Raw genomic sequence first — 16,732 nt, 5'->3', positions numbered from 1 at the left:
TGAGCACGCGGAAATCAAGTACCTCAACACCGCGGCCACACCCCTCTACGACAAGAGCGAACTGCTGCTCGGGCTGCACGAGCAGCGCGAGCGAGTCGACGAGGGGGCCGAGCCGGTCTACGTGGAAGGTCCCTTCGACGTGGCGGCGATTCTGGCCGCCTACGACCCCGAGCGGCCCCTGCTGCCGGTCGCGGCTTGCGGCACCGCGCTGAAGCCCAGCCACCTCGACGTCCTGGACACGCTCGTGCCCCTGGGGCGTCGGCGTGTCCTCGCCTTCGACGGCGACACCGCCGGGTTGGACGCGTTGGTGAAGGTCGGCGAACCCATGCTGCCCCGCTACCGGAATCTCGACAGCACGCTCTTGCCCGCCGGGCTCGACCCGGCGAAGTTCGCCGAGCAGGTGAGCCGGGACGAACAGCTCGCGGCCTACCGGGAGCCTCCCTACACCCGCCCGGCGCTGGAGGTGCTGGTCGACCTGCGGATCGCGCCGTTCGCCGACAGGCTCCGCGATGAGAACGACTGGGAGGTGGAGGCCAGTACCGCCGCCGCCCGCAGCGCAGCGCAAGTCCTGGCCCTGGTCGATGCCGACCGGATCAAGGACCTCGCGCTGACGGTGGCCGAGCGTGTACGCATCGATCCGCTGCACCTGGCGGACTACATCCAGCAGGAACGCACGGTCCCTGCCGGGCAGCCAGCCGCCCCGCCGGTGCTGGAGTCCCGGACGGCAGCGGAGTCCGCGTCCACCCCGCCCGGTACACAGCCAGAGAGCCCCGCCGAACAACGCGAGACCGACCGCGGCGCCGCCGGTGAGGCCGAACCGTCCGAACAGGACACCAGAACCGAGCAGGCGGGGAACGGGGCCGGTATCGAGCCCACCGTCGACTCCGACACCGCCACTCAGGAGCGGAACGAAGGCACCGGGCCGTGGCTGCTCGAGCCCGTCGCCCGCGATCTCGACGCCCAGACCCCGCTCTCCCGCGTCCACCGTGCGGAAAACGCGAACGCCGCCTACGACGCGCTCGCCACGGTGGTCACCGACGAAGCTGTGGAGCAACTCCCGGAAACCGAGGGCCACCTGGTAATGGATCTGCTACTGCAAGCGGATCGGCTGGAGGCCATCGCGCAAGCCGTCGAGCGCGGCGAACGTGCCCCGGTGGTGCTGGTGCGCGGCGACACCGAGCGCGAGATCGAACCCGACAAGATCGACAACGCGTTCACGCTGCTTGCGCAGCGTCCCGGCTACGGGTTATCCCTGCGCTGCGGGGATTTGGTGCTGCGCTCGAACACCGATCCGCGGGGACAGTACCTCTCGATCGAGCCCACGGTCTGGCACTCCGAGGGTGATCAGCCCTGGCGTGACGTAGTCCGGCTGACCCCGGACGCGGTCCAGCCGGAAGCCGCTGCCCGGCTGCGGGCGCGGGTGCTGGATCAGATGCGCACCGCGCGGGGCCGCGCGACGATCGCGCGGGGCCAGCTGAATGCCCTGCTCACCCGTCGGGCACTGAGTGAGGGCGCCCTGCTGCGCACCCGGCTCGGCGAGACGAGCGAGCGGCTCGGGGCCGTGGCCACCCGAGACATCCACGCCCAGATCACCCGGGCGGACGTGCTGCGCCACCTCGCCGCCGTCACCGCCCTGCCCGCGGACCCGGAGTTCACGCTGGCCGGGCAGCCGATCGCCGATGCCGGTGCAGTACTCGCCGCGGTGGCGCCGGATCCGGACCAGCCGCACCACTCCGAAGTGCTGCGCTGGCGCTCCGGGCCCAGGCGGCCGGGACTGGAGGTCAGCACCCGGTGGGAACCGGGCGCCGAGGCCCCGACTCTCTGGGTTGCCGCCGCGCCGACCGGGCGAGCGGGCACCGAGCGTCGGTTCCCGCTGTCGTTCGCGCTCGATCCCGCGTGGTTCACCGAAGACCGGCACGACCAGATCGTGCAGCACCTGCGCCGCACCATAGCCAATGCCGAACGCATCGCGCTCAGAGAGCTGAACGCCGCCGAGCAAGCCATCGGCGAACCCGAGCGGCAAGAGGAAGAACAGGCCGCGGCCGCCGCCGAGCAGCGCGCCGCCGCCCGCGCCCGCGCGGCCGAGGGTGTGCTGGTCATCGAGCACAACCACTCCGGCACCGTGCTGCACGGGGCGCACCCTGGCGATCAGGCGTTGGACAGCCTGCTGCACGACAACTATTTCAAACACTCCAAGCGGTATGACTTCTGGCACCTGAGTCGGCAATGGAAGTACCGGACCCGCGACGTCCACGTGCGCAGCCTCGTGCGTGCTCTGGAGCAGACGGACCGCACGTTCGAGTTGTGGGAGGCCGAAACCGCACTCAACGCCGAGGACACGCCACCACCCGTACCGGTGGTCGAGCCGTTCACCACCAACCGGCAGTTCCTGGACGCGCGACAGGCAGTCCACCGGGCCTACCGCGACGTCCTCGACACCGCCGCGGGCAGGCGCATGCTGCACGGAGACGATCGCCCGGATGCCAGAGCCCTGGCCACGGCGATGGACAACACCCGCAGCAAGGACAACGGGCCCGCCGGCGAGGTCGACCGATACGTCGCGGTGTTCCGCACGGCGAAGGTGCTGCACGAGAACCTCACGGCTGTGCGGAAGAACGCGCCGAAGATGATGAAACGGCTGAAGGCGCTGGTCGAGCGGTCCGGCTACTTCGCCGGTGGGTTGTCCGCGGTGGTCGACCAAAACTCCGACACCGACCAACTCGACACCCTGGTCATCACCTCGGACGCGCAGGAGCAGCCCGCCACGTCGCCGGAGCCGACAACTGCGCCGGCGGAGGAGCAGCTGGACATGTTCGCCGGGCTCGGCAGCACCGAGCCCACGGACCCCGCCGAACCGCAGCCGGAGAACTCCGGTGAGTCCATCTCCGCCGAACAACTCGCCGCATCCCCGGAGCACACGGAAACGGGCAATGCCACGCCCGCCTCCGGTGTGGACGATCCCGCCTCTGGGGAACGGGACAGCGCGGGAGACGTGGAGTTGCCCGAACTCACCGGCCTCCAGCAGGCGGACTTGCGCGCCACGCACAACACCCTGCTGAACCAGCTCACGGCCGCGAGCTTCACGCACGTGCAAACCCATGGTGTCGGCGTGCCGGGAGAGATCGACGTCGAAGCGCGCACCGTGACGACCGATCCGGATCTCCCGCTGCTGGAAGAAATGCGGTGCCTGACCCTGCAGACCGACCGGATGCGGCTGTACCGGGCCCAGCTCGCCGAACGCGCCGACACCGCCCTGCTCGCCGACCACGGTGATCCGGCCCTGGTCGAACGCGCTACCGAGTTGGGGGTGCTGGCCATGAACCTGGACACCCTCGGGGAAACGGTGGCCAAGGCCACGGAATCCCACCAGCGCTACATCATCCCGAACCCGGTGATGCCCCAGCAGCTCAACGACGGGCAGATCGAGGCCGCTCTGCTCGGATTCGCCCGCGCCGCCGAAAACGGCACCAGCCCCGCCAAGGCATTCACAGGCCACAAGTTCCTCATGGTCAGCCCACAAACAACCGGGCTGAGATGGCACGACCTCCAGTTGCAGTTCACCCGCGACGACGACCACAACGTGGTGCTGTCGATTACCACCCCCGATTACGGCGCCCGCGCCCGCGACCAGATCACCCTCGATCCGGCCTGGTTGCGCAGCGCCTCCGGCGGCGAGCACATCCGCGCCGCATTCGAGCAGCACATCACCAACCTTGGCACCCGTGCCGACACCGCCCGGCGCGACATGCTCGCCTTGCTCACCACGCCCGAAACGCCACACGAAGACCGCCCAGCCGAGCCCGATCGCGAGATCACCACGGGCACGGCGGTCGAACAGGCTGATAGCGCGGCCCCTGCGGAGGAGCCAGATCCGGCGGCGACCGCCACAGGGGATCCCGAACCTGCTCACTCGGTTCGCATGGGCTGGGGCGATCGGGTTCTGCAGATTACCGCCCGGCCGCTGGGCGAGGGCGCCCTCGGCGGGGGCTGGACATCGCTGGATGCGGTGGAGCTCCACTGGGAGCAGATGGCAAATCCACATCCGGTCGACAGCCCCGAAGGGCAGGACTGGGAACGCGGCCGGGCGGCGCTCATCGCCGACCTGCACTACGCGACCGCGGCGCATCTCTCGCCCGGCGGGGCGCTGCTGGCCTACGAGAAGGGGCGGGACGCGGCGTCTGACGGCGGGCCGTGGGCGGTGGTGCAAATCTCCACTGGTCATCATTTGACCGGCGCCTTCGGCAACGTCTCGCTCCCGCCGCGGCCCATGCCCGGCGCTGCAGGCGAGGACACCTGGTTGTACCTGCCCGAAGTGGCAATACCACGGTATTTGGACGCGCTGGAGCGCGGTGTCGACACCCGGGGCCAGCAAATCGATTGGACCGACCACGCCTCCGTGACCCGGACCGCTGACCTGTGGCACGGCGCGACGGCAGACGGCACCCGGGCCAAGCATGACTCGGAAACCCATCCCCTGCATGTTCAAGCGCTGTGCCACGCTGCGGCCGCGCATCCCTATGCGGTGGCCGGATCCCGGGCGTTCAACCACGCGTTGTGGGCGATCGAACCTGACCTCGACGAGGTGTGGGGCAACCGGCGTGCCGGTGAACTCCCGGTCGCGTTCGACACGACCGCACACCAGTTCAGCGCGGAGGGGCCCGGCCAGGGGGATACCAGCCAGGCGCGTTTCCGTGAGGACGACCAACACACGCACGCCGTGATCAGGCTGGCCGCCGCGCACGCCTTCGGTGGGAACCCGCACGAAGCGGTACGGCAGTTGCGCAACCGCGCCGAAATGCTGTCCCTGCACGACGATGACCGCCCCCCGCAGTACAACTCGGCTCGTCTGCGAGTGCTGGCCGACGAAGTCGCCGACCTGTTCAGCCCGGCCGACACCGAACTGGACCGGCTGCTCGCCGCCAAGCCGGGCGACCACATCGTCGGCGGCGTGGCAGGCCGCGCCGCCGACGGGGTCGGTGCGGTCTGGGTCGTCACCGGCCCACCGCAACGGCGGCCCGGCGACAACGACGGGCGACTGGAGATTCCGGTGGATCTGCTCCGCGAGGACGGTCCAATGCCGGGCACCGTGCACGTCAGGCCGCGGGAAACGGGGCAGCGTGTCGTCGTCCGCTACACCGACTCCACCGAACTTGACCGGCTGCACCATGTCGCCGCGGGCAGTTGGGCGGTCATCGACTCCGGCGACCCAGTCCCGACCACCGGCGAGGCACTCGATGCGCTATCCCGGCGCGCGGAAACCACGTTCGTCGAAGCGGACCCGCGCCTGAGCGTGACCTTCCCCCAGGACGGTCCGATCTCCGTGGAGTCGCTGTACGCCCTCCAGGCCCTCAACACGGTGGCCACCACCGGCGACCCCTCACCGGGCAACATGGCCGCCGAGGAGGAATCCACCGGGCAGTCCCGGGATTTTGCCCGGGAGTTCTTCGAGCACACCGTCTCCGTGGCGGCGAGAACGCTCGCCGACAATGCCGCGGCCGGAGCAGGCAGCGATCACAGCGTGAATCCCCACCTGTGGAGCGATTGGCGAAGGCTGATGCGCAGCGATCCGGACACCGGGCTCGAGGGCGGTGGCAGCACCGAGTACTACGCCAGGATCGATCGGCGGTGGTTCGACCTGGCCACCGAAGCGGCAGCCGAGGCCGGTTACCAGATCGAGGAACGCCGATACCCAGGGCGGCCGCAGTATCGGGACGCCCAGATCGAACTCGCCCTCGATCAGCGGCTGATCGTTCTCGACGCTGCATTTCCCAGAAGCGCCAACACAGGCAAGCTGATCCTCCAGCTCGCCAAGATCCGCATGGACGCCGAGCGGGAGGCCGCCCTGCGCACGGTCGCCCCACCGCGGCAACCGATCCGGACCGACAGTGCGGCCATCGATGCCGATCTGCAGCTGTACGAGGTCACCGAGCCCGACCAGTTGCGGCACCAGACGATCGCGCTACCGGACAAGGGGACCACGTTCGGCGCGCACCACATCGACGTCGACGAGGCAACCGGCCGTTGGGTCCTCTGGCACCGCGACGGCACGGGGGAGTACTTCGAGCGCATCGTCGAGCCGGGACTGTGGTTCGACGAGCCCGGGGGCGAGTTCCTGACCCGCGAGCAAGCTGACGAGCTGCGTCGGCAGTGGCACGACTTGGTCGCTGAGGCCAACGCCGCTGGCTACGAGTTGCGCCATGGCCATCATCGCCGGTTCGAGCGGCCGCTGCCGCTGCACACGCTGTTCGTCAGTGCCGGGCAACCGCTGCGGGAACGGATCGCCGAAGGACGTGTGCTGCTGGCCGGTGCCCGGATCCGCACCACCGAGGATCTCACCGGGCATCTCGCCGTCGACTACGTACGGCAAGCGCTGGCCCGCACTCGGCCGCCTGAGGATCCGCGGGGCCGCGAACATACGCGGGCGCTCGTGGCGGCCGAGGCGGTTGCGGAATTCCTTCCGGTGGCGGGGAACTCCGACCTGGCGGCGCTCGTGCACGACTTGGTGCGTGTGCCGGGGGACACCGCGTGGGCACTCCCGCGCTGGCTCGACTTCACTCCCGGCTTCGCCTGGTCCGAGTGGGCCGACATGTTGCGGCAGGCCGCGCGGGTGATCGACACCGCCGACGTCGGCCTGTCCTGGCTGACCTGGCGCCTGCGCGACGCCGGACGAGCCATCGACGTCGGTGTCGCCGACCTGAAGCACACCAGCGAGGCGGCCCAAACCCGCCGGGGCTTCGCCGGAATGGTCCTGCTGCCCGCCGACCATCCGGCCACCCCGCCGCTGGACGAGCAGTTCGACCACTACCACTCCATCCCCCTGCTCCACCGCAGCGGCGAAGGCCTGGAATCGATGTACGCGCTGCCGCACCTGCGCAACGTCTTCACGAACCCGGCGGACACCCCGGCCGAGCAAGCTGCGCGCGTCCTGGAGGTCTCCTCGGTGTCGGGGCGCAGGGCCTTCCATATTGGACAGCAGTTCGTCGACTTCGCGCCGCGGTTGCGCGCCGCGGGCTACACCGAGCCGATTGGGAACCCGGGACTCCCGATGCCGGACTACCTGCACGAGGTCGGCCGTGTACTGATCGACCGCTCCGAGGTGACCGAAGCCGACCTGGTGCACGTCTTCGTCACCCGCCCGCAGTATGCCGGTATTCGGGGCAGCGATCCGGTCGAGCGGGCACTCACCCGGATCCGCACCGCCGAGAAACAACGCGAGCTGAACGCCCGATATGCCGCCGAGGTCGTACCCAACGCCCGGGAAGAAATCGAGGACACCTTCCAGCGCACCGAGAGTGTCTCGAAGGCCGCCCAGGCGATGGAGAACGCGCACACCGCGGCACAGGCCGGGGACATCCCTTCGGCGCGGGTGCATCTGGCCGAAGCACTGCTGGTCGGCCCCCTGTATCACACCGCCGCCGACGGAGACCAGGCACGAGGTTTCCTCGCGCTGGCGCTGCGACGCCCAGTCCTCGGGGACGAGGCGCCGTCCCTGCGCTGGCTCGCCCGCGCCATCGAGCCCGGCGAACGCATCGGGGCCGAGTTCGTCGCCGCGAACCTGACCACCTGGGTCTCGGAGTTGCGCCACCGCGCCACGCTCGACGACCCACTGGGGGCGCTGCTCACGAAGATCGGCATCAACGAGGTCACAGCCGAACTCCACGACCTCGCCCGCCAACTGGCTGCGCGGAACAGATTCACCCTCCCCACGGCGCGCCAAGCACAAATCACATCCACACCGGCGCCCGAACGTGAACAGACCCTGTTCGACACCCTTGGCGAGCCAACCGCGTCCGACTCGGCATCTCAGTCCCATGTGGACGCCACGGCCTCCAGTGCCCGCCCGGAGACCGCATTACGGGACCTGCTCGCTCCGGGAATCGTTTCTGAGCACGATGAGCGAGCATGGCAAGCGGTGCTCGCTCACGTCGTGGATGCGGGGTGGGACGTGGAACGCCTCCACGGCACGAGTGGGTTCCCGCATGCCGCCGCGGTCCTTGCGCTGGGGACCGAAACCCGCGTTTTCGTGGCCGGAATCGACCGGCGACCCGAGCAGGCGGTGCTCGACCTTGCCCGCGCGGCGGTGGCCGCATACGAGGGCAGAAGCCTCCGCGAGGTCTCCCTGGACGAAGCCTCGGACCTGGTGTACTCCCTCACCACCCGTCGGATCGTGCCGGCACCGGTCGATGTCGAGCACGACTTTTCCCAGGCCCGCGAGCGTGCCCGGGCACTGCTCGACGCGATCGACGGGAAGACCGTGTTCACCGCGGCGCAGTTGATCCACGAGCCGGGAGCCGTGGAAAGCGTGATGGACGACCTGTGGCGGAGCCTGCCCCTGGACAATCACGAGTTGATCGACCGGTCGACCAGGCTGATCGTGACCGATGCGCTCCACGCAGTGACACGCGGGCTCGATTTCGACCCGGCCGAACGAGCCAAGCTCGCGGTCAAATCCGGCGTCGGATCCAACACCGCGTTCGCGATCACCGCCCTCGCCGACGAGATCACGACACGACGTGACGCAGGCGACCCTCTCGGCCGGGTACTGGCCCGTACCCGTTTCGACGAAGTCGTCACCAACCTGCATGCCGTCGCCGACTGGATGGCCGACCACGCCACGTTCACCATCCCTGGCCGTACCCCGGTGGTCGCGGAGCTGGAGAACGCGGAGGAGCTTTCTTTCTTCCCCACGGACCCATTCATCGACGGGTTGACCGACGTACCCGAGCTGTTGCGGAGCAACGGCTGGACGCTGCGGTTGCGAAGCCAGTCCGGCGATCTTCGGATCGAACAGTGGCGTCGCCACGGCGACTCGATCAGGGTCTGCGTCGACTCCGACGGGCGCGCGATGCGGCGGCTATACCTGCACCCGGCGCGACGGGAGTGGAACGACGGCGACTGGGACGTCGAAGTCTACGTCCACGCCGAGTGGCTGCGGGAAGTGATCGAGCATCGCGGGCTGCACGGATTCGCCGAACCCGCCCGGTTGCCCGGGCTGTGGCGCATCACCATCACCGACAACCCCGACGATGCGCAGGCCGCCACGGCGGACGGCGATGAGGGCACGCGGCTGATTACCCGCCTGGACGTCGACGACGACACCTGGTACTTCGCCGATGACGGTCAACCGGTCCCGATCGCGCCACCCTTGCCCGACGTGCCGGTCAGCACCCGGAACGACCTGATCAACTACGTGCTCGCCGGGCGCGACGACAAGAAACTCCGCACCCTCGTCTCACGGGTGTTGCCCGCCCGCAACACCAGCGAACATCCCGGCGAGGAACTCCGCGCCCTGGCCGCGGAAAGCGAGGAGATCTACCGGCGCGCGGTCACCGCCAGGGCGGGCGTGAGGGACCTCCACAAGGAGCCCCTGCAGGTGGATCACGCCAGGGATGCCTTGGTCCGTTTGGCTGAGGGAGACCCCTCGTTGCCGATGAACAGCATCGGGCAATACGTCGCACTCGATCTGCGGGGCGAACCGGTTCGCGGGCTCGTGGTCGCGGTCACGCCCACGCCCGGCAACCGCGTGCGGGTGGTGATCGAGCGGGATTTCCCCGCTGCGGACGGCGATACCCGGGCCGAGCGCCTGGTCCGGATCGACGCCGACCTGACGGTCTTGGACCTAGCCACCCGACCGTCGGAGGCTGACCGCGCTGCCGCACACGCAGCACGACAGCCGGAGGTGGCGCCTTCCCCCGAAATGGTCCAGCGCGGCACCAAGCCCGAGCAGGACGTCAACGACGTCCACGTCGAGAAAGGTCGCGCGCTCATCCCAGACCTGACCGGGATTTCCGACCGGTTCCGCGCGCAGCACTGGACACCGGTGGGGGAACAGGCCACCGAGCTGTTCGGCATGTACACCGAGCACTGGTGGCGCCACGACGTCTGGATCGCCGTCGGCATCACACCCGAGGACCGGGTGCTGTCCACTGTGCTCCGCCGGATCGAGCCTTCCGACCCTGAGGACTGGCAGGAAGCGGAATTCGCCACCGCGCAACAACTGCTCGACCTGGTTGACGAAGCTGGCCTTTACGGCGCGGCCCGGCCCGCGCGGGTGCCTGGCCAATGGCGAGTCCAGACCGCCGACTACGCCGCCGAAGCCCGCTCCGCCGTCGAATCCGACGCCGCACTGCAGTTGGTCACGCGGCCAGCGGGCGCTACCGAGGACACCTGGTACTTCTCCGATGGGCGACCGGTGCCGCTCGCGCCGCCGGCGCCCGAGGTGCAGGTGACCAACCGCGCCAGCCTGCTCAAGTACATCCTGGGAGAGCGCCACAACGAGAAGGAAATCCGGGACCTGGTCTCGATCGTGATCTCAGGCAAGGCCCGCAAGGACCTCTACCCGCAGACGGCACTGCGCCAGCTCGGCGAACTCGATGAGGCGATCGCCCAGCGGGCGCTCACCGCGGCCGCCGGGCTGCCCCGCAAACGGGGGGAGAAGTTCAGCTTCGACCGGGCCCGGGACGCGCTGGAGCGGCTGGCCGAGGGTGACCCGTCGCTGCCAACCAACGCGGTCGGCCAGTACGTCGAGTTCATGCTGGAGGAGCCGCAGCCACCGGACGAGGACGGCTGGGTCCCGGTGCCCAAAGCGCCGCAGCCGGTACGCGGTGTGGTGACCGAGGTCGAACCTATCCGCGGCGTGCAGCAAGTCCAGGTGATCATCGACCGGGATGTGGTGGACTCGGACGGTGCGTCGCACGCAATGAACGAGTTCGCCGTTGACGGCCAAGTGCGCGTCCTGGACCCGGCAACGCGGCCCACGCCGGAGGAACGCGAGGCCGCGAACGCGGCGATGGCGTCCGCGCTGGCCGCCCACCAGCGCAACCGCGAGCGCCTGCTCGGCCAAAGCCTGGCAACAGCCCTTGAGCGCACGGCCGACCCGGACGTCGCGAACGAGGTGGCCACGGTCACCTACGCCAATCCCAGCGACTGGCACGTCGAGGTCGGGGAATACCAGTACAAGCCCCACAGCGCCGACGACCGGCGCAGCCTGGGACACAACCTCGCCGCAGCCTGCGAGTGGGCGACTCGCACTCTCACCGAGGACGGGTGGCATCTGAACGGCGACTGGACCCGCGTCGACGACCGGACCGCCACCATCACCGCCCGGCGGGAGTCCGTGCCGGGAGCCACCGAACCAAGCACCGTGCAGGAAACGCAGGAAACCGCCCTCTCGGCGCCGCCGTTGCGGTTGCCGGACGGGCGCGAGCTGACTTACCAGGTCAATCCGCGCGGCCATTTGGCCACACACGCGTATGTGTGGTCCGAACCTGGACGGTTCCGACTGGTTGTCGGGCGGGTTTCCGGCGTCGGGGACGACAAGCCGCAGTGGTGGTGGGCCCTGGACCAGATCGACGCCGAAGGCAAGGTCTCCGGATCCGGTATCGCGCCTGGTTCCACGATGCACGCCACCGCCGAGGCGGCAGCGACGACCGCGGCGAGATGGTTGGAGCCGCTGGAACGGTATCTCGACACACCGTCGCTGTTCGCGCCGCAGGTGTCCGGACCGTTGGCCGCGATCACGTTCGTCCCGGAGTGGGGCACCATCCCCGAACAGCTTGAGCTGATGGGGGCGAGGACTCCGCCTGCTGTGACCCGACACGAACCCGCGCGGCTCGCGATGATCCTCGCGTTCCGGTTGTACGACGGCGCCTACCCCTATGAGCGCATACATTCGGGATGGCTGCTGAAGAATGCCGGGTCAGCCGAGATTGCCCGAGAGGCCGCTGACCAGATCCAGCAACTCGTTGACCTGATCGCCGCGACGGGCCTGCCAGATACGTTGCGCGAGGGCAAGTGGACGTTGCGCGACGCGTTGCTCGCGAACCGGGACGCCGTTCTGGAACAACTCGCCGCTGCGTCATCTCCGGCCGAGCAAACCCCGGTGGCGGCACCAGCCAACCTCGCCGCCCCGCACACCAGTGACGCGGCGGCGGTGTTCTCCGACCTGGCGCGGTGGCGTCATGCACAGCGCGACGGCAGCGACGTCGGGGTGCCGGACCAGGTCGCCCGCGTGCACAACCGTCTGGTCGACCTGCTGACCCCGGAGACGATCTCCGCCCTCACCGAGCGGGACCGCGACGACGTGGCCGCGTGCGTGCAGCGGTCTTACCAAGTCAACCTGCTCGCCGCCGCGCACGCGAGCGCCCGGGAATCTCGCGCGGTGCTGCAATACCGGGAGCACACCGCCCGCGGGGACGTGGTGTTCAACGGCCCCGCGGACGCGGGCGCCTGGGACGACACGTTCGCGTCGCTGGTGGCCCGCCCGGTCGACGGTGCTACCGGCTCGGTGTGGTGGGACCGGATCCGGTTCACCGTCGCACGCGGCGACGACACCGTGGTCGAACTCGCGGTGCCCGCCGGATCCGACGTTGAGGTCGTGGAGCGGGTGGAGATCGAGCCGCAGTGGCTGGAACCCGGCCACAATCAGGAGATCGGGAGCGCCGTGCGGCGCGCCGTGGATCGCGCCGAGGCACAAGCGGTGCTGGCGCGGTCCAGCGTGATCGCCGTGCTGCGCTCGCCGGGGCAAGCCCGGGCGCGGTTGGACGCGCTACCCGACTTCCCGCAGAAGGCGCCGCTGCTCCGCCAGGCCGACGAAGCGGCGCGCTGGGCCGAGGTGGCTCTCACGGTCGCCGCGGCCAGAAACCGCGCCGCGGACCAGGGCGGGCCCGTCGACGACGCGGCGGCGTTCGTCCCCGACTCGGCGACCGCCGTGAAGGACTTCATCTCCGACCGCGAGACGATCGGGACGGTGCTGACCACCCTCCACGAACGGCGCGGATACCGGGAAAGTGACTGGCTCTGGTGGCGTGACCTTCTGGTAGCGACACACCAGGACGAGGACGGCCAGCGGATGCTGCTGCTGTGCGACGCCGACGGCGCGGTATTGGTCGACGTTGCGATCCCGGCCGACAAGTTCACCCCTGACGGTGTGCCGGACGTGTTCTACGACGCGATCGACGCCGCCGAGCAGAACGTGCTCGACCGCATGGATTCGATCACGGCCGCGATCACCGAGTTCGACACGCGGACCGTCACGGCACCCGCTGAAACGCCCGCGCCGACGACCTCCCCTGAGTCCGAAAAGTCCGCACGCGACAGCAGTGAGGAACCGGCGGCCGCGACGGCCGCAGCGACGCCTCCCGCGAGGCCAGCAGAATCCGCGCCTCCCGCCACATCGCCCCCCGACAGCAGCGGCCAACCGGGAACCGCACCCCCGCCCGGAACGGAGGATCCGGCCACGGAGCCGAGCCTGTTCGACCTCGAACCGCATCCGGCGGCGCCCACGCCCGCCGTCGCTGAAGCGACGGGCACAGCCCCGGAGACTGGGCAGCCATCGACCGGCGAACGGAACTCGGAACGGGACACCGAGCCGAGCCGTGCTCCGCTGACGGCGGCGGATATCGGCTTCGCGCTGCAACTGACGCTGGGCAACCGCCTGGACGAGTTCCTGCGCGCGACCACCACGCCCGGCGCGCAACTGGTCCCGGAACCCTACCTGGCACACCGGGTCACCCGGGCCGAAGGCGAGCCCGACGCCGGCGCGCTCGTGGTCGTGCAGCCCGCGTCCGCCGGTGTGCGGATCCAGGTCGAGACCACAGACGAGTTACGGACGGGCAGGCCGAGCTGGAAGGCGATGGCCGAGTGGCTGCGGGCCGGGCTGGAGCGCACCGATCTGCGGATGCTCACCGAGGCGGCCGCCGCATACCGACGGTTCGCCGAGCATCGCGACGCCTTCGCCACAGCAGAGGACGCCGAACTCGCCCGCCAGGCCACCGCCGAGCTGGCCGAGATCCGGCAGACCGCGACCGCGAGCATCCTCGAGCGCGCCATCCACACGCACACCAGCGGCGAGGTTCCGGTGCCGTGGAAAGGGCGCGGCCGCGACCCGCTGAAGCGGGCCGCGTCGGACAACGAACTCAGCGACCAGCAACTGGCCGCGCTGGCCAGGATCCGCGAACTGGTGGCGGTGCTGCCGGAGAACCCCGAAGACCGCCCGGGATCACTGGCCACTTTGTTCGGACGGGCCACGCACACCTCCGCAGACCGGCCCTCCGATCCGCCTGAGGTATCCGAGGCGGCCACGGCAGACCAACCGGCCGAGACCCCCACCGCGGCGGCGGACACCCCGCTCGCCGCGATCACTTTCCAGTCGGACGGGCCGGGACTCGCCGAGCAACTACGCGATATGGCCATGCCCGACGCGGTCCGGCGGCATGAACCCGCCCGTCTGGCATTCGTCACCGCCACCCGTGTCATCCAGCAACCCGGCACCGCCCTCGACACGCAGGCGACCTGGCTGGCGAACGTGGCAGCCAGCCCCGCCGAAGCGCGGGAGACAGCCCAGCAACTGCACCAGCTGGCCGCGGTCATCACCGCGACCGGCCGACCCGACGACGTAATACCAGGCAGTGACCTGCATCTGGTCGACGCACTCACCCAGACTGAGACGGCGCTGCGCACCCGACTCGGGCTGGACCCGGAACCCACACAGCCAGCCGCAGCCTCCCCGAGCAACGCGGAACCGGCGACGTCGAGCGACGCTACCGAACCGGCGGCGTCCGATGCGTCCACCGTGTTCCCGGAGGAGATGGAGCTGAGCTGGGACGATCTGAAAGAGATGGCGCTGGAAGTCGGGTACACCACGGCGTTGAAGCGCAACGTGAACGAGCCCTCCACCGATCACGCCTATCGCGTCATCACCATTCCGCTGATCAGCGACAAGACACGTCGTCTCGAACTGCTCAGGACCGAGGTCGCCGCGGTCCTGAGCAAGCCACCGGCACCGATGCCCCCCGAACCCCCGGCAGCCAGGTTCTACCCGGCGGCAGGGAGCACCAGCGACGAACCGGTAGCCGAGACGGCCGAGCGCACACGGGAACCGGCACCCAACCTCACCACCCCGGCATCCGCCCACAAGGAAACCAACGAGGCCCGGCAGGCACCCGCCGAGCAAACCCTTAACGACCCGGGAAACGCCCCACCGAACGAGACGACAACGGAAACACCCGCCGACCCCGGGCACACCGTCCCAGCGGACAAAACGCACACCATGGACACCGATCAAGCCGACGAGAGCAGCGACGAGGAGCTGACGCTCTTCGAGGACTACCTCGCGGACCAGGCGAAGGACTCGCAGGACGGCGCGGTGCCCATCGGGACCGTAGAGGAGGGCGACCCATTCCTTCCAGGGGCGGCTACCGCCGCGGAGCGCGGCGAACAGACCCCGCAGCCTCCAAGGCCAGCGCAGGCGCCGGCGGTGAGAACAGACCAGCGCGCCGAGCAGTCACTGCAACCGGAACCAGCCGAGGTTGCCGCCGCCCGGGCCGGGGCCGAGCCGGAACCACCGGCAGCGCCCGCTGCCGCGCCAACGGACAAGGCAGGCACCTCGCCGCAGGAGACCGTTGGCCTTGCCGATGCCGAACCGAGCGAGGAGGATCTCGCGGCCTTCGAGGAGTACCTCGACGAACGGCAGGCCGCCGACGCCCCGCCTGCCAACCACACTGCGGACGGGACGGCGGAAACGGCCACAGAAGCGGCTGCCGAAGTGCCGAGCACAACCGATCCTGCGCCGACGAACCGCGCGACCGCGCCGCCCTCGACCGGGCCACTCGCGGCGAGCGCCGAGCGCGAGCCCTCCACCGCCCGTGGCCCCGCTGCGCGGCCGGAATCGTCGGCGGTGAACGCGTCGCCGCCGGTACGCCGGGACCGGCCCGCGCGGCAGGAGTCGCCGCGTCCATCCGGCGCGGGTCGCGCGCCGGGCTCGAGTGACCCCCGGCAGTTCGATTTCGTGGCGCAGCAATGGGCTGAGCTGGTGGATCAGGCGACCAGCCTCGGGTTCGAGGTCCGCACCTCGTACCACGGTTCCACCGCCGTGGATTGGGACGACCGGGTCATGACGGTCGCGGTCGACGAGCCGGTGAAACGTGTGATCGCGCTGGCCAAGCTGGTGGGCGAAGTCGGCGCCGCAGGCACCCAAAACCACGGCGCGCGCGCGATCACCGGCGCCCAGCCCCTGGACGCTCGACTCGCTCGGACCGTGGAACGTTCGTTGCCCGCGCCGGAACGCGATCGTACGGACCGCGCCACCGCGCCGAGTTCCTCGACGCCTTCACCCGAGACAACCAGGGTGGTTCGGTCAACGCCCCCCGAACCGGATACCACGGAGGTGCCCGCCGACGACCCATTTTGCGACGAGATCCTCGCCGAGCTCGGCTGGGCGGACGAGCCGCCGTTGACGGTTCCCGACACCTGGCCAACCGGGCCGGTTCGCCACGAACCAGCGTTCACCGCGCGACCACAACCGTCCACAACGGACAACGAAATGGCGGGGATCACTGTCGCTCAGGGCGGTGTCGCGGTGCAGCAGCACGTGGCGACGCAGACGGATGAGGTGCCCTCGGACGACCCGATTTTCGATCGGCTGCTGAGCGAACTCGGCTGGAACACCGAAAACGTTCCGCACACCGACCCTGCGCCCCCGGCAACTGGAATCGACCACGGCAACCAACTCCCGAACGGGACCGACCAGGATCGGCCGGACCCAGCCCCACCGTCGCAGGCGCCGCCGGTGGAGCCAAACGCGGGCACGCCGCAGTCTGGCCGGTCGGAGAAGCGACCGGGAAAGCCCACCGACCGCTCAGCGGCCGGTCCGGTGCAGCGAACCCCGGCGGCACGTAACGCCGCGGCGCGGGCCCTCGACGCGTTCGGCTTCCGCCGCCCGGGAAGGCGGTGA

General features: G+C 69.9%; 1 protein-coding gene (cut by a window edge). It reads left to right on the top strand.

All coding sequences use genetic code 11. The annotated features are described in order from the left end of the window. On the top strand, positions 1–16,732 hold the 3' portion of the coding sequence (locus FXO23_RS17755; protein ID WP_158886244.1) for a UvrD-helicase domain-containing protein. The gene continues 11,231 nt to the left of window position 1, outside the view; only the last 16,732 of its 27,963 coding nucleotides appear in the window; the start codon falls outside the window, past its left edge; its stop codon occupies positions 16,730–16,732.

The organism is Amycolatopsis anabasis, assembly GCF_009765355.1.
GTDB classification, from domain to species: domain Bacteria; phylum Actinomycetota; class Actinomycetes; order Mycobacteriales; family Pseudonocardiaceae; genus Amycolatopsis; species Amycolatopsis anabasis.
This window is presented reverse-complemented; position numbering and strand designations above follow the sequence as displayed.